Source organism: Paenibacillus senegalimassiliensis (genome assembly GCF_001486585.1).
Classification (GTDB): Bacteria; Bacillota; Bacilli; order Paenibacillales; family Paenibacillaceae; genus Fontibacillus; species Fontibacillus senegalimassiliensis.
Genome location: NZ_LN909043.1, coordinates 255,374 through 277,540 on the forward strand (window position 1 = coordinate 255,374; position 22,167 = coordinate 277,540).

At 50.1% G+C, this 22,167-nt stretch carries 19 protein-coding genes; 17 read left to right on the top strand and 2 right to left on the bottom strand.

Annotated elements, in window-relative coordinates:
• Positions 1–107: 107 nt before the first annotated feature.
• The 5 genes from BN3279_RS04940 to BN3279_RS04960 are packed head-to-tail and all read left to right on the top strand — an operon-like array spanning position 108 to position 4,213.
• Complete coding sequence (locus BN3279_RS04940) at positions 108–1,490, top strand: right-handed parallel beta-helix repeat-containing protein (RefSeq protein ID WP_059049519.1); 1,383 nt, start codon at positions 108–110, stop codon at positions 1,488–1,490.
• The gene (locus tag BN3279_RS04945) at positions 1,487–2,071 is read left to right on the top strand and encodes a nitrous oxide reductase accessory protein NosL (RefSeq protein ID WP_059049520.1); all 585 of its coding nucleotides are present in this window, start codon (positions 1,487–1,489) and stop codon (positions 2,069–2,071) included. Before BN3279_RS04940 ends, BN3279_RS04945 begins: the two co-directional genes overlap by 4 nt.
• Before the next feature lie 28 nt (positions 2,072–2,099).
• Positions 2,100–2,921 carry an ABC transporter permease gene (locus tag BN3279_RS04950; RefSeq protein ID WP_059049521.1) on the top strand — a complete coding sequence of 274 codons (822 nt, stop codon included), beginning with the start codon at positions 2,100–2,102 and terminating at the stop codon, positions 2,919–2,921.
• A complete protein-coding gene (locus BN3279_RS04955) occupies positions 2,914–3,663 on the top strand; it encodes an ABC transporter ATP-binding protein (protein WP_059049522.1) in 750 nt (249 codons plus the stop codon). Before BN3279_RS04950 ends, BN3279_RS04955 begins: the two co-directional genes overlap by 8 nt.
• Positions 3,650–4,213 (top strand): TlpA family protein disulfide reductase, encoded by a 564-nt coding sequence (locus tag BN3279_RS04960; RefSeq protein ID WP_059049523.1) that lies wholly within the window; start codon positions 3,650–3,652, stop codon positions 4,211–4,213. The genes BN3279_RS04955 and BN3279_RS04960 overlap by 14 nt, the downstream gene beginning before the upstream one ends.
• 20 nt (positions 4,214–4,233) lie before the next feature.
• Here the strand turns inward: BN3279_RS04960 and BN3279_RS04965 are convergent, their stop codons facing one another.
• A complete protein-coding gene (locus BN3279_RS04965) occupies positions 4,234–5,865 on the bottom strand; it encodes a response regulator (protein WP_059049524.1) in 1,632 nt (543 codons plus the stop codon).
• Positions 5,862–7,604 (bottom strand): cache domain-containing sensor histidine kinase, encoded by a 1,743-nt coding sequence (locus BN3279_RS04970; RefSeq protein WP_059049525.1) that lies wholly within the window; start codon positions 7,602–7,604, stop codon positions 5,862–5,864. The genes BN3279_RS04965 and BN3279_RS04970 overlap by 4 nt, the downstream gene beginning before the upstream one ends.
• Positions 7,605–7,965: 361 nt before the next feature.
• On the opposite strand from BN3279_RS04970, the gene BN3279_RS04975 reads away from it, so the two are divergent.
• The 12 genes from BN3279_RS04975 (at position 7,966) to BN3279_RS05030 (ending at position 22,096) form a co-directional block, all read left to right on the top strand.
• Entirely contained in the window at positions 7,966–9,603 is a 1,638-nt protein-coding gene (locus BN3279_RS04975) for an extracellular solute-binding protein (RefSeq protein WP_059049526.1), read from the top strand.
• Positions 9,604–9,651: 48 nt separating this feature from the next.
• Positions 9,652–10,701, top strand: coding sequence for a LacI family DNA-binding transcriptional regulator (locus tag BN3279_RS04980; RefSeq protein ID WP_059049527.1), 1,050 nt, complete (start codon positions 9,652–9,654; stop codon positions 10,699–10,701).
• A 24-nt stretch (positions 10,702–10,725) separates the two neighbouring features.
• Complete coding sequence (locus BN3279_RS04985) at positions 10,726–12,009, top strand: alpha-amylase family glycosyl hydrolase (RefSeq protein ID WP_059049528.1); 1,284 nt, start codon at positions 10,726–10,728, stop codon at positions 12,007–12,009.
• A gap of 46 nt (positions 12,010–12,055) precedes the next feature.
• A complete protein-coding gene (locus BN3279_RS04990) occupies positions 12,056–14,155 on the top strand; it encodes a pullulanase-associated domain-containing protein (RefSeq protein WP_059049529.1) in 2,100 nt (699 codons plus the stop codon).
• Between the two features lie 286 nt (positions 14,156–14,441).
• A complete protein-coding gene (locus BN3279_RS04995) occupies positions 14,442–15,365 on the top strand; it encodes an ABC transporter permease (RefSeq protein WP_059049530.1) in 924 nt (307 codons plus the stop codon).
• Between the two features lie 15 nt (positions 15,366–15,380).
• Positions 15,381–16,301 carry a carbohydrate ABC transporter permease gene (locus BN3279_RS05000; RefSeq protein ID WP_059049531.1) on the top strand — a complete coding sequence of 307 codons (921 nt, stop codon included), beginning with the start codon at positions 15,381–15,383 and terminating at the stop codon, positions 16,299–16,301.
• A 45-nt stretch (positions 16,302–16,346) separates the two neighbouring features.
• The gene (locus BN3279_RS05005; RefSeq protein ID WP_059049532.1) at positions 16,347–17,975 is read left to right on the top strand and encodes an extracellular solute-binding protein; all 1,629 of its coding nucleotides are present in this window, start codon (positions 16,347–16,349) and stop codon (positions 17,973–17,975) included.
• A gap of 177 nt (positions 17,976–18,152) precedes the next feature.
• Positions 18,153–18,977 (top strand): VanW family protein, encoded by an 825-nt coding sequence (locus BN3279_RS05010; RefSeq protein ID WP_059049533.1) that lies wholly within the window; start codon positions 18,153–18,155, stop codon positions 18,975–18,977.
• Between the two features lies 1 nt (position 18,978).
• Positions 18,979–19,560, top strand: coding sequence for a DUF4269 domain-containing protein (locus BN3279_RS05015; protein ID WP_059049534.1), 582 nt, complete (start codon positions 18,979–18,981; stop codon positions 19,558–19,560).
• Positions 19,561–19,574: 14 nt separating this feature from the next.
• Positions 19,575–20,360, top strand: coding sequence for a nucleotidyltransferase domain-containing protein (locus tag BN3279_RS05020; protein WP_059049535.1), 786 nt, complete (start codon positions 19,575–19,577; stop codon positions 20,358–20,360).
• Between the two features lie 363 nt (positions 20,361–20,723).
• Positions 20,724–21,245, top strand: coding sequence for a YfiT family bacillithiol transferase (locus BN3279_RS05025; RefSeq protein WP_059049691.1), 522 nt, complete (start codon positions 20,724–20,726; stop codon positions 21,243–21,245).
• 17 nt (positions 21,246–21,262) lie between these two features.
• A complete protein-coding gene (locus BN3279_RS05030) occupies positions 21,263–22,096 on the top strand; it encodes a CPBP family intramembrane glutamic endopeptidase (RefSeq protein WP_059049536.1) in 834 nt (277 codons plus the stop codon).
• Positions 22,097–22,167 lie beyond the last annotated feature (71 nt).

Below are 22,167 nucleotides of genomic sequence, written 5' to 3' on the forward strand. Positions count from 1 at the left end.
CACAAAAACGACATACAAATAGTAAGTTTTCCTCGTTATATCACTCGGATGGGCTATATTAAGCGATAAAAGTTATTGCTTATGATGATATGGGGGTGTTTCTGATCTTGAAGGGATTACGTAAATGGAGCTTCTCCATATTATCTGCCCTGCTTCTATTGGGCGGTATCGGTTTGAATCTGATGTGGCCTGCCGCATCCGTCTTTGGTGAAGAGAACGAACTGGAGTCCCTCCCTTCCCTACAGGAATTGGTTGACCAGGCTAAGCCGGGGGAACTTATCATACTGGAGGAACAGAAATATGCCGGGCCCGTCCGGATTGATAAGCCAATCACAATAGACGGTTCAAAGGCAGCGCTGGTTAATGAACAGACTGCCTCTGCTATCACCATATCTGCCGAAGGAGTTGCCGTACGTGGACTTCGTATTGCACAGCAGCAAGGCGGGGAAGAATTGGCAGCGGTTACCGTGCAAGCAGATGACTTCCTGCTGCAAGACTTGCGCATAACAACCCGCGGCTTCGGTATCGTCCTGCGTGCTGCGGATCGTGGAATACTGATGAATAATGTAATTGCTTGGGATAGCGGGCAGCAAGGAGCAACCCGCATGGGGGAGAAGGGGAACGGCATCGATTTGTACGATTCTCACGAGAACCAGCTTGAGGGCAACCGGATACTCAGAATGAGAGACGGTATTTATCTGGAGAACAGCATGAACCTGAACATTATAAATAATAGAATCGCAGGCTCCCGTTACGGCATTCATTGTATGTATATTGACGGTACTCAAATTGTAGGCAATTCCGGGGAATACAACATGACCGGGGCTATGGTGATGGGGGTTACGAACGTAAGGGTGGCTGAAAACTCTTTCACCAAGCAGAGCGCCAACGTAAATTCGCAGGGCATTCTGCTTTACGATGTACAGTCTTCCGTGGTGGAGAAGAACATCGTGGATGGTAACCGGGTAGGCATTTATCTGGAAATGTCCAGTGGAAATGAACTGATGAACAACTCGATTTACCGTAATTTTGTGGGCATTCAATTTATTGATGCTGAGAATAATCTCATTCATCATAACGACTTTGTAGCTAATGTAATCGAGGCGGAAGCCCGAGATAGCGGGGGCAACCAGATAGAACTCAACTATTGGGATTCTGCGCAGGTACTGGACTTGAATGGGGATGGGGTCAGTGAAATCAAGTATGCTATGAACCCGTTCTATGCCCAGCTTGTATCGAGCGATGCTGCTTATCAGTTGTTCTTCCAGTCGCCGGGTATTAACTTCTTAAGCGGTATGTATGAGGGGGAACGGAATAGCTGGACGACGGATCTTGCTCCACGGGTATCGCCCAATATGCCGTTGTCCGCATCCGGCACGCTGACAGAACGGGAGTATATTTCGGAGACGGCCTTTATGGCCATTATCGCCTCGATCCTATTGCTGACATCCATATTAACCATCATTTATTCAGGAGGAAGAAAATCATGAAACAAGGAATGTTAATTACGGCTTTGATGCTAGTGCTGGTTGTGCTTGCGGGCTGCGGCGCGAAAACCTATGCGGCCCAGCCTATCAACGAAGATGTGGATATTTGCGTCATTTGCAATATGCAGGTGAAGGATGATGCCTATGCTACTCAAATTGTTACCAAGGACGGCAAGAGCTTGAAGTTTGACGATATCGGCTGCATGAATGAGTGGAAAAATCAACATGGTACGGACGATATTGGCATGGACTTTGTACGCGACTACAACGATAAGGCATGGATCGAGTTCGACCAAGCATTTTATGTTTACGATGCTTCCATTCGTACTCCGATGGCTTATGGAATTGTCAGCTTCAAGGACGAGGCTTCTGCTGAAGCATTTATGGCTGAGCAAGGTGTGGGTACGTTACTTCGTTCCGCAGACCTGGCGAATCATACCTGGGAGCAAAGTGGAGGGATGATGGATATGCACTCCCATGAAGAGGGAGAAGAGGGGCACGCGCATGATAATAACGAAGAGGAACATTCGTCTGACGATGCCAATGCTCATCATGAGAGTACCGAAGGCCACGACGGGCATTAATTAATTTAGAGGATTGGAGCTACTGTTCATGTCTGATCTGCTTCAAATTGCACGCAAGGAACTTAAGGTAGGGTTCCGCAATCCATGGGCATATTCCTTTCTGGTCTTATTCTCGGTATTCAGCCTTTGTTTGCTGCTCATTAATGCCCAGACTGACATTAGCGGATATTCTGGAGTTACCGGATCAATGCTCAGCCTGATATTGTATTTACTGCCTCTGATGGCATTATTCCTGGGGTCCTTCTCGCTGACAGGGGAGAAGGAGGAAGGAAGCTGGTCCTTACTGGCGACGTATCCTCTGGGAACCTTGCCGTTCCTGCTGGGCAAGTTTGCGGGGCTTGCGATTGTGCTGCTTACAATTATTTCTTTTGGCTACGGATTAATGGGCGTCATCTCAGTATTAATGGGACAGCGCTTTGAGGTGAACACCTATCTGCTGTTCTTCTTATTTTCCTGTGGTTTGGTCCTGCTATTTCTGGCGTTAGCTCTGGTGATCGGCGCTTTATCCCGAAATCGCTGGCAGGCGATGACGATCTCGGTGATGGTCTGGTTCTTTGCTGTCATCGGCTGGCCTGCGATTCTCATCGCCCTGCTCGGATTCGTACCTTACTTGTGGATCAAGCCACTTCTAGTGATGTTGACCTTGCTGAATCCGGCGGAATTCGTCAGATTGTTCGTCGTGGTCAAACTGGGCGGGGGCTCTATCCTGGGTCCTGAATATTACCAATGGGTGACGTGGATTCAGGGGACTGGCGGGAGCCTATGGTTTGCAGCTTTATTTATCCTTTGGCTGCTCTCTGCGCTGAGTATTGTGTACGCGATCTGGGAGAGGGGGAGAACACATGGCTGAACCACTGGTAACTGTGTCGGGCCTGAATAAGATCATCAAAGGCCAGACCATTGTACATGAAGTGTCCTTTCAGGTGCCTGCTGGAAGCATCGTAGGGTTGTGCGGGGGCAACGGAGCAGGAAAAAGTACGATTCTGCGTATGGTCGCCGGCATCCTCCAGCCAACCTCCGGCGATATTCGTGTAGGCGGCTTACGTTGGAAAGAAGACCGGAAACAATTTGCCGGGCAGATTGGATATATGCCCGATGATTTTCAATTCCCGGCAGGCTTGACGGCGGAAGAGATCTTATCGTTCTGGGCATCACTTCGCCGGGAGCCGGAGTCACGGGTTCGGGAAGTGCTGGAGATGGTGGGTCTGGACGACAAGCGGCATAAGCGGGTCAACTCCTTCTCCAAGGGGATGCGGCAACGGGTGTTATTCGCTCAGGCTATGCTCTCGTCTCCATCTCTAATACTGATGGATGAACCGACCAATGGCCTGGACCCGTATTGGATGCAGGAGTTTGTAGCCATCTTGAAGAGCGTGAAGCTGGAAGGGCAAACGGTGTTATTCTCGACGCACCAACTGGACATCGCCGAGGAGTTGGCGGATGAGGTCATCTTCTTGAACAACGGACGTATTTGCGGAGAAGGGACGGTGGAGTATTTCCGTGCGCTTTATGGCCCTCTTCCGTTACACCGCGCTTTTCAGCAAAGTTTGGGACTTGGTTCTTGGGAGGAGCGGCGAGATGACGAAGGCTAACCGTAACTGGCAACGTCCCCTCACATGGCTGCTCGCCTTGGTGTTGGCTGTGGCTGCGTTGTGGGCTGTGGCTTCAGCCTGGCGTTCACATGTCCAGGAAGCGGGGGACGGACGATTGGATGTGGGCCGTGCGGCTCCAATCTTTGAGGCTGTCGATAGTGAAGGAAGCCAGATTTCTCTGGCCGCCAGTCAAGGCAAGACTGTCGTGTTGAACTTCTGGGCTTCCTGGTGTGAGCCTTGCGTGAATGAGTTACCCTTGATCGAGCGGCTGGCACAGGAGCAGACCTCCAAGGTCACCACCTTGTTCGTAAATGTGGGCGAATCGCGGGGCACGGTCAATGAATTTCTAACGGGGCATGGTTTTGAATTCCCCGTCATTCTTGATGCTACCGGCAGAATCTCTGAGCTGTACGGGGTAACCTCCCTGCCAACTACCTATATCATTGATCCGCATGGAGACATTGCCCAGCCGATCTTTGGAGAGATTACGAGTGCAGAGCAGCTTCAAGCCTATATCGATGGAGCCCCGTCAACCTTTTCCCCTCAATAGTGCCAGCATTTAGCTCTTTATTACGTTTGCGATAGAGGGCGAGATGACTTGGCCTGAACCCTTGGCTGCTTCTTATACTCATTGGGAGTCACTCCGACTTCTTGCTTGAACAACTTGGAGAAATAAGAGTAGTTAGTATATCCAACTTGATTGGCTACGGCATACACGGACAGCTTGGTCGTCTCCAGCAACCGCTTGGCTACAGAGATGCGGACTTGAATGACATAGCTGCCCAGGGAAATGCCCGTCTCCTTCTTGAATAGCCGGGCCAGATAGTCCGGATTCAAATAGACCACCTCCGCCAGATCATTGCGGGTCAGGTCTTCTCCGTAATGCTCATGAATATATTGCTTAATCTCTTCGGCCACGGATTGTGGCTCGGCAGCGAAGTCGTGATAAGCCATCGCGGTATGCACCAGGTAAGTCACGTACGTTTCCATATCCTCGATCGAATAAAGCGACTGCGCCAGTAGTTGTTCATTGGCTTTGGCCGCATACAATTTGTGGGCCTCAATCCCCTTCAGCTTAAGGAAGGCATAGACAAGCTGCACGATGTCCAGGCGGAACAAGGCGAGCCCTGCGGTGTCCAGCGTTTGGCGATCCAGACGCTCCCGCAGATAACGTGAGGTTTCCTTCAGGAAATCCCCGGGATTATTCTGATGCAGCAGCTCTTCCAGGTGCGTCAGATCAGGTGGCTGATACTCCGGCTGCCTTGGCCGCCCATCCCGTTCTGCCCAGTAAGTGCGGTTGCGCGTCTTGGGCAAATTATCATTCATAGCCAGCAACTGATGGAGCACGGGCCCGATGCTCTCAATTTGGCCTGACAGTCCAATGCAACAACAGGCATCACATTTCAAATAAGCGCCAGCTCGCTCGAACCATGAACTCCACAATTCCTCCAGCACAGCAGGTTCCGGCTGCTGCTTCCATTTGAGAATAACCATCCAATGATAATCACGAAATTCCAGCACGGCTTCAGCGGTAAATCTGGGGCCCTGTAACAATTCATGCAGAACATTTTGCAAGGCGAAGTCGAACAAGCTCTTCTCCTCCCGCCCCATGCTGCCGTTATAAGGGAACACATGAATGAGCACCGGCTGAATCAGATCGTTCATCGAGTAGACGAGATGCTGGTCCTCCATGGCTTGCACCACCACCGCAGGCTTGACGGGAGCGGAGACACTTGCGCCGACCAGCTTGCGCCAGAAGTATTCCACCAGATTAGCCTGATTTTTCTGCCAATAGCCCCCCTCCTGAATGGCTTTCTCCCGACTTTGTAACTCTTTCGCCTGTACGATGGCCTTTTGCAGAATCAATTTGAGCTTATCGAATTCTATCGGCTTCAGGAAGTATTCGAAGCTTTGTAGCTCAATGGCTTTCTGTGCATAATTGAAGTCTGCGTAATTCGTCAAGAAGATGGCTTGCACCGCGTAGTTCTCCTCCCGAATCCAGGCCAGCAACTCCAGTCCGCTGCCCTGAGGCATCTCTATGTCCGAGATCAGGATTTGCACCGGATGTAGCTGTAATACCTCCCTTGCTTGCGCCACATTGTTCGCTGTAAACACGTTCTCTATGCCAAGCTCAGCCCAGTCAATCTTCTTCTCCAAGGCGGTAACAACGTAATAATCATCATCAACGACTAATGCATTCATCGGGCTACACTCCTGTTCGTTCCGACATAAGCCGGAAGGGATAAAGTGACGCAGGCCCCGCCATTCCTGCCATTGGAGAAGGATACGTCGGCCAGGCCATGGTACAAAGAATTCAAGCGTTGTAATGTGTTCATGATTCCGATGTGAGTTCCCGCCGACTGATCCAGGGGCAGACCCTGCTGCAAATCATGCAGAATATCAGGTGGGAATCCCGGTCCAGTATCAGTTATGCCAATCGTCATTCGCTTCTTTCCCTCCCCTTCATTAGCCCTTACGAAGAGATTTATCTGCACCTCCGAGACTCGGGATACCGCATATTTGACGGCATTCTCTACAAAGGTTTGCAGGACGAGCGGAGGAATAGGGGTATCGACTAGCTCGTCAGCTTGTTCAATGTGATAGGCCAGGGCGTTCTGATATCGATGCTTTTGAATATCGAGATAGATCCGGACATGCTCGATCTCATCCCCCAACCTCACAAAATCTCCATCGTTCTGGAAGATATAACGAAAATACTTTGAGGTAGATAAGGCCATTTGCTCAATTTCTTCATGCATCTGCATTTGTGCCATGCTATAAATGTTGGTCAGACAGTTCAGGAAGAAGTGAGGTTTGATTTGCAGCTTCATATAATCCAGTTGAATGCGTTGCTTCTCAAGTTCCCGCTCATACAAATCGATTTTGAATTTCTTGATTTGGCTGACCAGATTGACAAATTGATTCCCTGCCCGCTCCAGTTCCACAATCTTGCTGCTCTCAAATTCCAGGGGCTCTCCGTCTTCCGTCCAGAAAGCCAAATTGTAAGAGAAGCTCTTGATGGGGAGCAGCACTTTGTTACGGAAATAAAGCAGGATAAAGCCCAGGCTACAGGTCAGGATTACCGCCAGAAGAATGATCAGAAGCTGGGCCACCATAATCTTCTCGAACGCTCCGAACTGAATGACCAGTTGCACATGGAAGGAAGCATCGGTGAACTCTCCATCCACGGTCGTGCCAGCCTGGAACAGATTCGGCAGGGAAGAGGGGCGAGGCATTTCCACCAGCGGTTTGCCGTTATTGGAGACAGGGCTGCTCAAATGCCGGTTGCTGCTGTCAATCAGCGAGACGAAGCCGTTCTCCCCCAAGTTTAATTGCCGCAAGGGGCGGATAAGGTTATCGGCCGAGACGAGACTGATCATATAGCTGTCGTAGTACGGAACAATATTCGTGATGTAATAGGTATCGTCAATTTTCACCGGCGTCCATTTCGAATAGATTTTCTCATATACATTCCGGTCCGCCTCCACATTGGCCATGATCTGCTCCTTAAGCTGAACATAATGAGAGTAGGGAATGCTGATCGGAGCGCAGTTGAGGAAAAAGTCCTGTTTCTTCAAATAGACAAAAAAGTTATATTCCTGACCATAGTTTTTTTGCAGCTCGTTAAAGCGTTTATGCAAATTCTCATTTCCCTCAAAAAATTCGATGCTGTTCATGCTGCTTGTATTCATGGCCCGCAGGCTTTCGTCGTTAGCCAGGGTCCAGCCGATATAGTGATTAATATAGGCAAAATCATGATTAATCCGCTGAATATACAAGTTGGCCGTGTCCTGTAAATACCGGGTGGATTGCTGTTTGACGATGGAGATCGCCGAGATGCTGATGGCAAAATCCACGACCAGGACAATAAAGGAAATGAGGAACATGATATTGACATAATGCCGAATGGGATACTGTTTATTTTCCGTAGATTTGTCCATGGCTCCCCCTCGCTGCAACCTTTCCCGCGCGCAATCGCAGCGCGCCCTAAAATGATGTGTTATGTATTTATGAATGCGCTTTTATGTGGCATTACCTTTATTATAAATCTTTCATTTTAAAATAGAATACGCGATTGGTGCGGCTGATCCGGAAAGTCCGAAAAGGACATAGGAAGGTCTGAATAACGTCATAACTTGCCTGTTCCCCTACATCCCAATAGGACGGGCAGAAGACAAGCTCTAGGCAAAGGTCCGGATTTTTACCACAAGGAGTCCAGTTTGTCAGATGCTGGGAGTTTATACTAAAGGTGATCAAACGGCTGTAGGAAAACTCGACATTCAACATTAACGGGGGGTTAACATGAGAAAGCTGAATATGAAAATGCCGGCTAGCCGGCGATGGTCCATGGCGCTGACCTTGGTCCTGGCTCTGGCCCTGGTCTTGACGGGCTGTGGCGGAACATCAGACAATGCCAGTGCGCCAGCCAATGATGGCAGCGGTAACGCCAATACAGAAAGCGGTTTCAACGAAGAGGGCTTGCCGATAGTTTCCGAGCCGATCACTTTGAAGGTGTTAACGATGCGTTGGGGCAATATGGGCGATACCTTTACGAAGAATCAGTGGCTACAGGATCTGGAGAAGAACACCAATGTCAAAATCGAATGGCAGGTTGTCTCCTCTAATGACTGGAACGAACAGAAGTCCATTATGCTAGCCAGCGGTACGTTGCCGGATATTATTCTCGGTGACCAGACGCTGAGCGATTCGGACATTATCAATAACCTGAACTACTTCCGTCCACTGGATGATTACATTGATACCTACATGCCTAATCTCAAAGCGGCGATGGAACAGTCGCCAGAGCTTAAGAAGATCAGTACGTTCCCGGACGGGAAAATGTATTCCTTGCCAGCGAGCCAGCCAGCTTCCCCCAAGAGCACGCGCCAGCCTGTGATCAACAAGCAATGGCTCGACAAGTTGGGACTTGCAGTTCCTGATACGATTGAGGATCTCCATACGGTCTTCCAAGCGTTCAAGGAGCAGGACCCTAACGGAAATGGCAAAAAGGATGAGATTCCGTATACCGAGGCAGGGCTTGGCGCTTTGCTTGATCCCTTTGGCATTACGGATCTCAACAACAACAATATGATGGTGAAGGACGGCCAGCCGTTGTTCATTCCGACCTCTGAGGAATACAAGGCAGGGATTAAATGGGCCAACCAATTATACAGCGAGGGCTTGATTGACAAGGAACTCTACACCCAGGACGGGAGTATGACATCGGCCAAGCAGCAGAATATGGAGGCTCCTATTGTTGGCTTCAGCTATCAATGGACGCCCGATGCGGTCTTTGGCAAATGGGGAGATCAGTATGTGGCGATTCCGCCGCTTAAGGGACCGGACGGTCAACGGTATCAGAACGGTAATCCGAACGGCAACGGCTTGAGCCGCAACCAATTGCTCATTACAACGTTCTGCGAATATCCAGAGGTTGCGGCCCGGTGGGCTGATCAGTTCTACACCGATGAGGCCAGCATTCAGAACTTCTGGGGTGCGATTGGCACCGTGATTCAGAAGAATGAGGATGGAACCTACACGCTGATGGACCCGCCGGAAGGCACAAGCGCCGACGCTTGGTATTGGGAGCAATCTCTGCGGAGCTTCGGACCGAAATATGTCAGTCCGTCCTTCGAGGAGAAGCTGGTACTTAATCCGGAGACCGGGGATGGGCTTAAGCTGGAGATCGATAAGCTTGGTAGCGAGTTCGTGACGATGCCGTTCCCGAGCGTGATGTACACTGCCGACGAATTCCGCGAATTACCGACCTTAACCACGGATATTGATAGCTATGTTGCAACCATGCGCGCGGGCTGGGTTACGAAAGGCGGAATTGACAAGGATTGGGACACTTACATTAAGAAGCTGAACGATATGGGGCTGGAGCGATTGATGCAGATCCGTACGGAAGCCTACAACCGTTATGCAGGCGCTAAATAATGTGTTCTGCTACGTTGTGGATGTCGCCAGAGCTACGGAGAGTCATTCGTGAAGGCCGGGATTAAGCAGGTTGCCCGCAGAGCGGGAGTTTCTCCCGCCACCGTGACGCGGGTATTATCTGGTCATCCAACAGTAGGAATGGAGATTACTCGCAAAGTTCAACGGGCTGTGGCAGTTACCGGGTATCAGCCCAACAGGATGGCCAAGGGATTAGCCTCGCATAGAGCCGGTGTTATCGGTGTTGTCATGCTTGGCTATGGGGAGGCTCCCCTTTCTCATCCTCATCCGTATGGTAAGGAATTAATGTATAGCCTTGTCGCACAGGCTCGGCGTCAGAATTTCGATATTCTGATTAGCCCTGACTCCTATTCGGACGGTAAGACAGGGATGAGAGATATCAAGCGGCTCCTGCAGAGTCGCCGTGTCGATGGCGTAATTGTACTGAATTCCGGCAAGGTTGTTGATGCTTCGTTTGAAGGCCTGGATGAAATCAATGATCCGGTGGTTCTCATCGGACCCCATAGGCGGCATCCACATATTTGGTCTGTGGATACCGATCATGCTGGGGTAGCTTATGACGCAACCTGCCATTTAATCTCCAGAGGCCATACCCATATCGGTCTGGTGGGGCAGCCATTAGCTCAAGACTATTCCAATGCCTGGCTACATGGCTATGAGAGGGCTCTGCGCCGTCATAACCTGAAGTGGCATGACGAGTGGATTGTAGCCAGAGAGGAGTGGCCAAGCGGCGCATATCGCAGTGCAGTGTCAAGCCTTATGCAGCTTCAATCTCGCCCCACGGCTCTGGTAGCCAGCAATGATGTTGTAGCCTGGGGCATCCTTGGTGCCCTGAATGAACTCGGGTATCGGGTTCCCGAAGATATGGCGCTGGTTAGCTTATATAATTCACAGCTTGCAGCCCTGTCTAACCCTCCACTCACCAGTGTCGATATGGACATGGAACGATTGGGACGTACGGCTGTGGAGATGCTGATCCACAAAATCGGGGGCCAATATGATGAAGGTGGACAATCAACGGCTGGTAGGTTCGTTATTCCACATCGGCTTATTGTCCGCGAGTCTTCCGGAATCTTGTAAATGCTTAAGAAGAGGGGATGCCAGTTGGCTATAACGACGAAAAAAACACTACGCAACAGTGTCGTATATTCCGTGTATGTCCGTAATCACACGGCAGAAGGTACATTCCAGGCCTTGCGCTCCGATCTCGGCCGCATCCGCGATCTTGGCGTCGATATCATCTGGCTGCTGCCAATCCATCCGATCGGCCTTGAATCGCGCAAGGGAACGTTGGGCAGTCCTTATGCCATTCGTAATTACCGTGAAATCAACCCAGAGCTGGGTACGATGGAGGACTTCAAAGAACTGGTCAGTGCCATTCATGATTATGGCATGAAATGCATCATCGATGTGGTGTATAACCATACCTCGCCCGACTCCTGGCTGGTTACACATCATCCCGAGTTTTTCTACCGTACACCGGAAGGTGCTCTGGGCAACCGGATTGGTGATTGGGGCGATATCGTTGATCTGGATTACAGCCAGAAGGGGCTTTGGGAAGTTCAAGTGGATACCTTGAAGATGTGGGCAGGACTGGTGGATGGCTTCCGCTGTGATGTAGCTTCATTGCTGCCGCTGGACTTCTGGCTACATGCCCGTGAGGCTGTGGCCGAGGTCAATCTGCAATGTCTGTGGCTGGCAGAATCCGTGGAACCTGATTTTATTCTCCACTTGCGCTCCAGAGGTATGACCGGCTTGTCGGATGCGGAAATTTTACAAGCCTTTGACGTTTGTTATGACTATGACATTTACCCCTATTTTGCGGGCTATTTGTCTGGTGGCAACACGCTCAGCCAGTACGTGGACCGAATCAATAGCCAGGAATATACCTATTCCGATAATTACGTAAAGCTGCGATTTCTGGAGAATCATGACCGGGCACGGGCTGCGGCCTTGCTTCCGAATGAAGCAGCATGGCTCCACTGGACGGCCTTCATGTATTTCCAGAAGGGAGTCCCGCTAATTTATGGAGGTCAGGAACGGGCGAGTGTCATCTGCCCGGATCTGTTCGGGAAGGAACCGGTTGATTGGCAATCAGGTGAAGACTTATCCTGGTTGTTCCAGGCCTTGTATGCTCTCAAGCAGAAGGAGATTATGTCCTTGGGGATGTGCCGTTTTACGGCCATTGATGAAGAAGGCGCTGTAATCGGAAGATATGCGATGGGACAGCAGCAGCTCATCGGTGTGTTCAGCTTGCAGGGAAGGGCAGCCGAAGTGGAGGTGGGGCTTGGGGACGGTATATATCAGAATCTCATTGATCATCGTGAAGTAACGGTAACTGACGGACGCTTATACATCCATAATCAACCGATAATAATCGAACTGTAACGCTGCACCACGCTTTTCAGATGATGTTAGAGAGGGGAAATGAACAGTGACAAACCGTTTCAGGTCTTTGACAGCCATGATGGTCGCTTGGCTTATGGTCTTGACGTTAACAGCAGGCAGCTTGGGGGCTGCTTCGCCTGTCCTGGCCGCAGATGAAGGAAGCTTGGTGGGAGCTCTGACCAGCGATGTTCCGGCAAATACGCTACGGGTACATTACCAACGGGCTGATCAGCAGTATGGAGACATGGGGTTATGGCTGTGGGGAGATGTAGCCGTTCCGTCTGAAGAGTTGGGGGAATGGCCCGCAGGGGCGGTCTCCTTCAGCAATCTCCAGACCTCAGACTATGGTGCCTATATTGATGTGCCTCTCAAGGCCAATGCGGCTCATCTTAACTTTATCGTGCTGAACAAGATCAGTGGTGTGAAGGATGCCAATGATAAATACGTCAGCTTATCCGCTTCCGGACCCAAAGAGGTCTGGATCAAGGAAGGCTCGGATGTGGTTAGTCTGGAGCCGCCTTCCGGACCATCCGAGGGCAATCTGCGCGTCTATTACCAGCGGACAGATAGCCAGTATGGGGACTGGGGACTATGGCTATGGGATGACGTATCCGTACCCTCCGAAGAGGAAGGTAGCTGGCCAGAGGGAGCGTCCGCATTTTCCGGGGAGCAAGTGGACGACTATGGTGCCTACATCGACGTAGCGTTAGGTGCGAGTGCGCAAAAGGTTAGCTTCATCGTCGTCAATCGGGTGACTGGCGATAAGGATGGAGTGGAGCGGACCTTCAACCAATTGGGGCAATATCGCACCATTTATCTCAAGCAAAATGACCCTGGTATTTATACCTCGCCCCCTGGGGACGGTGGGTCTGGCGGAAGCGAAGCTCATTTTCCGGAGTGGTCCAAGGATTCCGCGATCTATGAGGTTAACATCCGGCAGTATACGGAAGAAGGCACCTTTGCTGCATTTGAAGCCCATCTGCCGCGCCTGAAGGACCTTGGCGTAGAGATTCTGTGGCTGATGCCCATTCATCCAATCTCTGAGGAGAACAGGGTTGGAACCTTGGGTTCATATTACGCGGTTGCCGATTACAAGGGCGTCAATCCTGAGTTCGGCACAATGGCTGATTTTCAACATTTGGTAGACCGGGCCCATGAGCTTGGCTTCAAGGTCGTGCTGGACTGGGTGGCTAATCATACCGGTTGGGATCACCCGTGGATTCAGAACAAAGCCTGGTATGTAACGGATGGGAACGGTGAAATTGTAGCTCCCGATGGCTGGACCGATGTAGCGGAGCTTAACTTTGACAATGCCGATATGCGGGCTGCGATGATTGACGCCATGACCTATTGGGTTGATGAGTTGGATATTGACGGATACCGGGCGGACTTTGCCTCCGGCGCACCACAGGACTTCTGGGAGGACGCACGGGAGGCGCTGGATGCCATCAAGCCGGTGTATATGCTGGCCGAAGATGATACCCAAATCGGCTTGCTTCATAAGGCCTTCAATTCCAATTATAATATGGGATTATTCTATAACATTATGAAGGGAATTCCCGGCGGGGGCGTGAGCGCCGAGGCCGTGCGCTCGTTCCTGGAGGCCCAGCAGCAGAGATATCCTGGCGGCTCCTATCCGATGAATTACATCACGAACCATGACACGAATTCATGGGAGGGAACGGTGTCGCAAATGTTCGGTGCGGCGGAGGATTTGAATGCGGTGCTGAGCTTTACAGTGCCGGGTATGCCGTTGATTTATTCCGGTCAGGAAGCAGGCTTGGACAAACGGCTTGAATTCTTCGAGAAAGACGAGATTGACTGGAGTGACCTGTCCAAGCAAGCCTTCTACAAGACGCTGGTTCATTTGAAGAAGAATAATTCGGCGCTGTGGAACGGAGAAGCCGGAGGGGCCATGAAGTATCTGGCATCATCAGACGGTCAGGTGCTGGCTTTCGAACGGGAGAAGGATGGGAACCGGGTGATTGTGCTGCTGAACCTGTCCGGTACACCGCGTTCCTCCACTGTGCAGCTCGGCGATGCTGCGGGTACCTACCAGAATGCCTTTGGATCGTCCAGTACCGCCCTTGGAGCGAGTCATACGTTTAACTTGGCAGCATGGGGTTATCAGGTGTTCACGCAATAGCAGCTTAATCCTTTAATCAGGACGGTCGCACTTCGAAATAGGTTGAAGATGTTCAACCTATGCGGAGTGCGGGCGGCTTTTTCACGTTTATGCCACCTTGGTCCGGATAGCGCCAGAATTGGTCCTGTTTCCGTCAATTCCAAGCTTGTACCCAGCAGGCTGAGACCAGGCTGACATGAAAAAGTCCGGTTAACGGCTGCTTCTGGTCCGATAATTGCCCAAGTGCGGGCGCTATACTAAGGGGGCAAACAGGAGGATATATACAAAAAAAGAGGGAGGGGATGTCATGAAATCGGGTGCTTCCAATCTGGGGCGGACCCTTGGGCAAATCAAGCGAAACAGTGGACTGTATTTGCTACTGTTACCAGCAGTGATACTGACGATGCTCTTTGCATACAAGCCGATGTACGGCGTACTTATTGCGTTCAAGGACTATAGTCCGGCGCTTGGCATTAACGCGAGCCCCTGGGTGGGATTCAAGCATTTTGAGAAGTTCTTCAATTCCTATCAGTTCTCAACAACTATAAAGAATACGATTATTATCAGCTTGTATAGTATAGCTACGTTTCCGATTCCCATCGTGCTGGCTTTGATGGTGAATCAGATGAAGGCGGGCCGCTTCCGCCGTTTTTTCCAGACCGTATCCTATATGCCGCATTTTATCTCAACGGTCGTGATGGTGGGACTGATGCTGATCCTGCTCTCACCGAGCACAGGACTGGTCGGCAATTTATACAGGCTATTTGGTGGAGAGGCGCCGGACTTAATCGGGTCAGCGGGATGGTTCAGCAGTATTTATGTTTGGTCGGATGTCTGGCAGCATGTGGGCTGGGATAGCATCATCTTTATCGCTGCGCTATCTACGGTGGACCCTAGCTTATACGAGGCAGCGACGGTAGACGGAGCCAGCCGCTGGCATAAGGTACGCTATATCGACATTCCGATGCTGATGCCTACGGCAATTATACTGTTGATCCTGCGGGTTGGCGGCTTGCTGGGGGTTGGCTTTGAGAAGGTGTACCTCATGCAAAATGACTTGAATATCACCTCAAGTGAGATTTTGTCTACGTACATTTACAAGATTGGTCTGCTCAGCAGTCAATATAGCTTCTCCTCGGCCGTCAACTTGTTCAATACCGTTATTAACTTCATGCTGCTTATTCTCGTCAATCAGATTTCCAAGAAATTCAGCGAGAATAGCCTTTGGTAAGGGAGGAGAAAGACTATGAACTCCGTAAATCCGGTAGTGCGTCCCGCCGCAGGGAAGACTCATCCTCAGTCATCCGATAGAGTGATGGATATCCTGCTTTACACCTTTGCGGTTTTGTTTCTGATCGTGTTAATTTATCCGCTGTATTTTATCGTAATCGCTTCCTTCAGTGACCCGTCGGCCGTCGCGGGTGGTCAGGTCTGGGTACTGCCCAAGGGCTTCACGCTGGACGGATACAAGGAATTGTTCAAGCATGAGAATATCTGGATTGGCTATCGCAACACCATATTATACACCGTAGTGGGCACGGCCATTGGACTATTCGTCAATATCTCTGCGGCCTACGCGTTATCTCGCAAGGATTTGGTGGGACGAAAATTTCTCTCGCTGTTCTTCATCTTTACCATGTTCTTCAGCGGCGGTTTGATTCCTACCTTCCTGACGATTCGCGATTTTCATATGTATGATACGTTTCTCGTTATGGTACTGCCCTTCTCGGTCATCGTCTATGATATCATCGTGGCGAGAACGTTCTTCCAGTCCAGCATTCCCGAGGATTTGTGGGAAGCCGCGCAACTCGATGGCTGCGGTAATCTGCGCTATTTTGCGCAAATCGTGTTGCCTTTGTCCAAGGCAATCATTGCGGTACTGGGCTTATGGATTGCGGTAGGTTATTGGAACTCCTATTTTAACGCCTTGATTTATTTGAAAAATTCGGATCTGCATCCGTTGCAGCTCATTTTGCGCAATATCCTGATTACAAACCAGATGCAATCGGGTATGGGAACCGGAGAGGCAGCCCAAATTGCTCTTCGGATGGCCAATCTGATGCGTTATTCTGTCATCATCATCGCTACGGTACCGATCATGTGCGTGTACCCCTTCGTACAGAAATATTTTAATCAGGGGGTGATGATTGGCGCCGTTAAGAGTTAGTCTGAATTCTATGCTACTTCACTAAGAACATATGGGGGAATTCAAATGAACAAGAAGGCAGGAAGATTCTCGTCTAGGAAATGGATGTCCTTGATTCTTGCAGGTACACTGGCACTGGGACTAGCGGGCTGCGGAAGTGGCGGTTCTGCCAATCCAGGCAACACAGGTAATACGGGGCAAGGCGAAACAGAAAACTTCAATAAAGAAGGTCTTCCTATCGTAACTGAACCGGTGACGTTAAAAGTGTTGACCATGCGCTGGGGCAATATGGGCGATACCTTTACCCAAAATCAGTGGCTTAAGGATCTGGAAGCCAGTACCAACGTGAAAATTGAGTGGCAAGTGGTCTCCTCCAATGACTGGAGTGAGCAGAAATCCATTATGCTGGCAAGTGGCACCTTGCCTGATATTATTCTGGGGAATCAAACCTTCTCCGATTCGGACATCGTAAATAACCTTAGCTATTTCCGTCCGCTGGATGACTATATTGATCAATATATGCCGAATTTGAAGGCGGCGATGGCCGAAACACCGGAACTGAAGAAGATTAGCACCTTCCCGGACGGTAAAATTTACTCTCTGCCAACCCGTTTGCCTTCGCGGCCAAAAACAAAAAACCAGCCAGTCATTAACAAGGCTTGGCTTGATAAGCTGGGGTTGCCTATACCTGACACGACCGATGATCTCTATAATGTGCTAAAAGCGTTCAAGGAGCAAGACCCGAATGGCAATGGCAAGCCGGATGAAATTCCGTATACAGAAACGGGGCTGGCCCCGGATTTCCTGAATCCGTTCGGTATTACTGACATTAACGCCAATAGTATGCTGGTCAAGGATGGCCAGCCGGTGTTCTATCCGGTCAGTGAGGAATACAAGGAAGGGTTGAAGTTTGCCAACAAGCTGTATACGGAGGGCCTGATCGATAAGGAACTGTTCACTCAGGATGCTACGATGACTTCAGCCAAGCAGCAAAATGCGGATGCAGCCATTGTTGGCTTCAGCAACCAATGGACGCCGGATGCCGTATTTGGCAAATGGAGTGACGAGTACGCGATGATCCCACCGATTGCTGGACCGGATGGGAAACGTTACAATCCGGGAAATCCCAATGGTATGAGCTTTAACCGCAACGAAATGCTGATTACGAGTTCTTGCAAATTTCCGGAAGTAGCAGCCCGCTGGGCGGATCAGTTCTATACAAATGAAGCCAGCATTCAAAATTTCTGGGGTGCGATTGGGACAGTTATTGAGAAGAACGATGACGGCACTTATACCTTAATGGACCCGCCAGAAGGAACCAGTGCAGATGCTTGGTATTGGGAGCAATCGCTGCGTGACTTTGGTCCGAAATATGTCAGCCCGGCCTTCGAGGAGAAGATCGTGTTGAACAAGGAAGCCGGGGACGGCTTGAAGCTGGAAATTGATAAGCTCGGCAGCGAATACGTAACCGACCCATTCCCTAACGTCATGTACACGGCTGAGGAATTTCAGGAGCTGCCAACGCTGACGACAGACATCGATAGCTATGTGGCTGCGCTGCGCGCTCAGTGGGTGACCAAGGGCGGCATCGAAGAAGGTTGGGATGCTTACGTGAAGAAGCTGAACGACATGGGGCTGGATAAGCTGATGAAGATTCGCACGGATGCCTATAACCGTTATATGAGTGTAGATTAATACGAGCAGGCCCTGTCGTCTCCTTGATGGAGAGCGGCAGGGCTCTTTTTGCTTTTTTCGTTCGCAGTAGGAAGTGTGCTGTGAGTAACGATCCGTGCATTAACGAGGCAGGGATGGGAGAGAGGGACGGCGAACTAAAGTTTGATAGAGGAAGACAGGGATGAAAGGAGATGTTGTATGCTCAGACCAGTTCCCCGTTCAGCGTTGAGACTTTTGGTAGGAAAGCAATATTTTACATATAAAAGGTATCTGAAATGGTTGCTAGACGGTGTAGCTTATGCTCGTCAGCAATCAATTGAGAGCTTGCCCCATCGTGTATTCAGGCACGAAACTCCGCTATTGCGCCGATTGAAGGACGTGGATATGGAGCTCCAGTACGGCAAAATTACCAACCTTCGACTAGCCATTCCCAAACTAGATGGGATCATTATTCGACCCGGAGAGACGTTCTCCTACTGGCGTTTGATCGGCAAGCCGACCCGGAGAAAAGGATATACTGAGGGAATGGTATTGTTCTACGGAGGGTTCAAACGGGGAATAGGGGGAGGCTTATGCCAGTTATCAAATTTGATATACTGGATGACCTTACATACCCCGTTAAGTGTAACTGAGCGGCATCGTCACAGCTATGACGTATTCCCTGATGCAGCAAGAACCCAGCCCTTCGGTAGCGGGGCAACCTGCGCCTATAATTATCTTGATTTGCAAATATACAATCCCACGAATCAGCCTTACCAGCTTAGGCTAAATTTGACCTCTGAGCATTTGGTAGGAGAATGGCGTTCTGTGGCAGAGCCAGCCTATCGTTACTACGTTTACGAGACCGAACATCGAATGGCCCAGCAATTTTGGGGAGGGTATACCAGGCATAACTGTATTCGCCGAAAAATTTATAATATGGACAATGAACTGGTTCAAGATGAACCCATCACGGAGAATCATGCCCTAATGATGTATCAGCCTTTCTTAGCGGAGGGTAACGGAAATAAGGAGGGCGGCTAGGATGAATTTCTTGAATTTGGATTACTTGCAGCAGGGGACTGACCGCCAGCAAAGGGCCTATCGGGTAATACAGGAATTGCAGATTATGCAAAGGTTGGCTGAGTATCAGCCTGTGTTGGCCGGAACGATTCCGCTGAATATTGATATCCCTGCAAGCGATCTGGATATTATTTGCGAAGTGTATGATGCGGAAGTGTTCGCATTGGTATTGGATCGGCACTTCGGCACTTGTGACGAATACAGTCGTTCCGGCAGGGTAGTTGCTGGAGTGCCGCGAATGGTGGCAAATTTCAGCTACGGTGGCTTCTGGTTCGAAATCTTCGGCCAACCGTTACCGGTAACGAAGCAGAATGCCTATCGGCATATGGTTATCGAGCATCGGCTGCTGGAGATAGCAGGTGCCCAGGCGTTACAAGCCATACGCCAGCTTAAGACAAATGGCCTTAAAACCGAACCTGCCTTCGCGGAATATTTCGGCTTGGCCGGCGATCCCTACCAAACTTTGCTGGATATGGCGGATTGGGAGGATACCCGGCTAGACTCGTGGATCAGGGAGAAGGAAGGTAGGGACAAGCGTAAGTAGAGGGGGATAATCAGATGTTCGAGCATCATGAGCAGGCTATTAACAAGTTTAAAGAGAAGATGTCGGGAAGGGAGGATATTTTGGCACTCCTTGTATCGGGCTCGATTGCCCATGGTTTTGCCAAGGCTTCCTCGGATGTGGATGTAATGCTCATTGTGTCCGATGAGAATTATTTGCGCAGACGGGTTACGGGAGAGCTTACCTACTGGGAGAACGAGTCTACGGCATATGAGTCGGGTTACGTAGACGGCAAATATGTGTCTGAAGCCTTTTTGCGCCAGGTTGCCGCGAAGGGCAGCGAACCGGCCCGTTTTGCCTTTGAGGGGGCAATGCCGGTATTCTCCAAGCTGGATGGTCTGGAGGAACTGCTGGCAGATATTGTCCGATATCCTGTAGAGCAAAAACAGAAAAATATAGCCCGCTTTATGGCGCAGCTGGAGGCCTGGAGATGGTACGCCGAAGAAGCGCGTAAGCATGAAAATCTGTATTTGCTCCGGCACTCGGTGAATCAATTGATACTATTTGGTGGACGATTGATTTTGGCGCATAACGAAATACTGTATCCTTACCATAAATGGTTCCTGAAGGTGCTGGAGCAAGCTCCTCAACAACCATCAGGCCTGATGCAAGTAATTAATGATATCTTGAGAGAACCGGCAGCGGAGCAAGTTGAAGCCTTCTATCAGAGCATCAAATCATTTGCTGCATGGGGGACAGATGGGCTCGATTGGCCAGCACGGTTTATGGAGGACAGCGAGTTGAACTGGCTGCATGATTTTACGCCAATCGGTGACCTTTAAGCGCGATTAACCGCACCAATGAACGGGAAATTCTCCATATAAAACTTGCTATTTGGAGTGAGGACACACCATTATAGGGAATTCATCCATCTAATCTGGACTATATCGCCGAAAATGGGCTTAAAGCACGGAATTATAGGGAGTTTTTCCAGTTAAATCTCAGAATTCAGTCATTTTGCATAAATTAGCGGGAGAATTTCCTGTTAGTGTGCACTAGAATCGTTAGTGCGCCTTTTCGGCCCCTTTGGACGGTATCGCGTCTGCTTTCGCAAGTAATTAACCTTCAAGCAGTGCGTATGGAGGTATGAACCACCACCCAGAAGGAGTATAATGAATCCACTCAATAAAGAGGAGGAATTGTATATGGACCCTAGATATCCAATTGGCCTGTTTGAATTCGAAGGTGCTGTGACACCGGCCCAGCGGGAGGTATGGATCAAGGAGATTGCTGCTTTGCCTGCCAGAATGAGAGAGGCTGTTGAGGGACTGAGCGAAGAACAACTGAACTTGAATTACCGGGAAGGCGGCTGGAGCTTACGCCAGGTGGTACACCATGTGGCCGATAGCCATATGAACGCTTATATCCGGTTCAAGCTGGCATTAACAGAGGATACACCAACCATTCGGCCTTACTATGAAGAACGGTGGGCGGAGTTGGCTGATTCCAGAGCCGGGGTGGAGGTTTCCTTGTCTTTGCTGGAGGCGTTGCATCATCGATGGGTGATTTTGCTAGAGTCATTAAGTGATGCCGATTATGAGAAGTCGTTCATCCATCCGGCTACGGAGCAGACCACAAGCCTCGGCTATAATTTAGGCAATTATGCTTGGCATGGCAATCATCATCTAGCGCATATTACCTCTTTACGGGACCGGCTACATATTTAAGGAATGGGAGAGCGAAGATGAAGCAAGCGTTTGGGATATTGGGAAAAATACTGCTTACTGTACTGATTTTTGTCCTGCTCGTTGTGGCGGGGTCGACGTTGCTGACGATTGCGGGAGGACAGATGGATTGGAGCGGGCAGCTTGTAACGAATATAGCGATGATTGGAGCTCCGCTCATCATGTATGCCATCTTTGAACGGAGGCATCGTTGGGAGCTGGGACTACGCCAGCCTCGCATGGCTGTGAATACTGGCTTAGGCATGCTGATCGGAGTGGGACTGATTACGCTAAGCTTTGCTGGCATCTGGGCATTGGGCGGGTTACAGATTATTTCCGTCCATGGTGACGCCGCAACCTGGCGGTTGGTGGGCATTCAATTCATCGTCTTTGCCTTTGTTGCCATCAGCGAAGAGTTGCTGTGTCGAGGATATATGCAAGGGCTAATCAAACACCGTTACGGCTTGCGTGCAGCGGTGTGGATCCCCTCCCTCTTGTTTGCCCTGCTGCATTTGGGCAACCCAGGGATTCTGGCAACCCCCCTACCACTACTTAATATATTTCTCGTGGGTATCTTTTTTGCAATGACTCGAGAAATCACGGGGGGACTATGGTTTCCGATTGGTTTTCACCTGACTTGGAACTTTGTACAAGGGAATGTGTTTGGGCTCGCGGTTTCCGGTACAGAAGGAGGCTCTTTAATGACCTCTGAAGTACAGGGCCATCCGGTTATTTCTGGCGGGAGCTTTGGTGCAGAAGGAAGCCTGCTAACGACGATAATCCTTTTGCTGGCTTGCCTGTTCGTGATGCGTATACATCAGAGATCCGAGCGCTTGCCCCGCATAGGGCGGTAGGTCTTGTATCAAAAGAAGAAGCTTCTCGTCCTTATCCAATAAGGCGGGAAGCTTCTTTAGATTATTCACTC

Excerpts from the sequence above, each read along its gene's own strand:
- BN3279_RS05005 (WP_059049532.1), top strand. The coding sequence starts at position 16,347 with ATGAACAAGAAGGCAGGAAGATTCTCGTCTAGGAAATGGATGTCCTTG.
- BN3279_RS04950 (WP_059049521.1), top strand. The coding sequence starts at position 2,100 with ATGTCTGATCTGCTTCAAATTGCACGCAAGGAACTTAAGGTAGGGTTC.
- BN3279_RS05015 (WP_059049534.1), top strand. The coding sequence starts at position 18,979 with ATGAATTTCTTGAATTTGGATTACTTGCAGCAGGGGACTGACCGCCAG.
- BN3279_RS04960 (WP_059049523.1), top strand. The coding sequence starts at position 3,650 with ATGACGAAGGCTAACCGTAACTGGCAACGTCCCCTCACATGGCTGCTC.
- BN3279_RS05020 (WP_059049535.1), top strand. The coding sequence starts at position 19,575 with ATGTTCGAGCATCATGAGCAGGCTATTAACAAGTTTAAAGAGAAGATG.
- BN3279_RS05025 (WP_059049691.1), top strand. The coding sequence starts at position 20,724 with ATGGACCCTAGATATCCAATTGGCCTGTTTGAATTCGAAGGTGCTGTG.
- BN3279_RS04970 (WP_059049525.1), bottom strand. The coding sequence starts at position 7,604 with ATGGACAAATCTACGGAAAATAAACAGTATCCCATTCGGCATTATGTC.
- BN3279_RS04975 (WP_059049526.1), top strand. The coding sequence starts at position 7,966 with ATGAGAAAGCTGAATATGAAAATGCCGGCTAGCCGGCGATGGTCCATG.
- BN3279_RS04965 (WP_059049524.1), bottom strand. The coding sequence starts at position 5,865 with ATGAATGCATTAGTCGTTGATGATGATTATTACGTTGTTACCGCCTTG.
- BN3279_RS04955 (WP_059049522.1), top strand. The coding sequence starts at position 2,914 with ATGGCTGAACCACTGGTAACTGTGTCGGGCCTGAATAAGATCATCAAA.
- BN3279_RS04945 (WP_059049520.1), top strand. The coding sequence starts at position 1,487 with ATGAAACAAGGAATGTTAATTACGGCTTTGATGCTAGTGCTGGTTGTG.
- BN3279_RS05000 (WP_059049531.1), top strand. The coding sequence starts at position 15,381 with ATGAACTCCGTAAATCCGGTAGTGCGTCCCGCCGCAGGGAAGACTCAT.
- BN3279_RS04995 (WP_059049530.1), top strand. The coding sequence starts at position 14,442 with ATGAAATCGGGTGCTTCCAATCTGGGGCGGACCCTTGGGCAAATCAAG.
- BN3279_RS05010 (WP_059049533.1), top strand. The coding sequence starts at position 18,153 with ATGCTCAGACCAGTTCCCCGTTCAGCGTTGAGACTTTTGGTAGGAAAG.
- BN3279_RS05030 (WP_059049536.1), top strand. The coding sequence starts at position 21,263 with ATGAAGCAAGCGTTTGGGATATTGGGAAAAATACTGCTTACTGTACTG.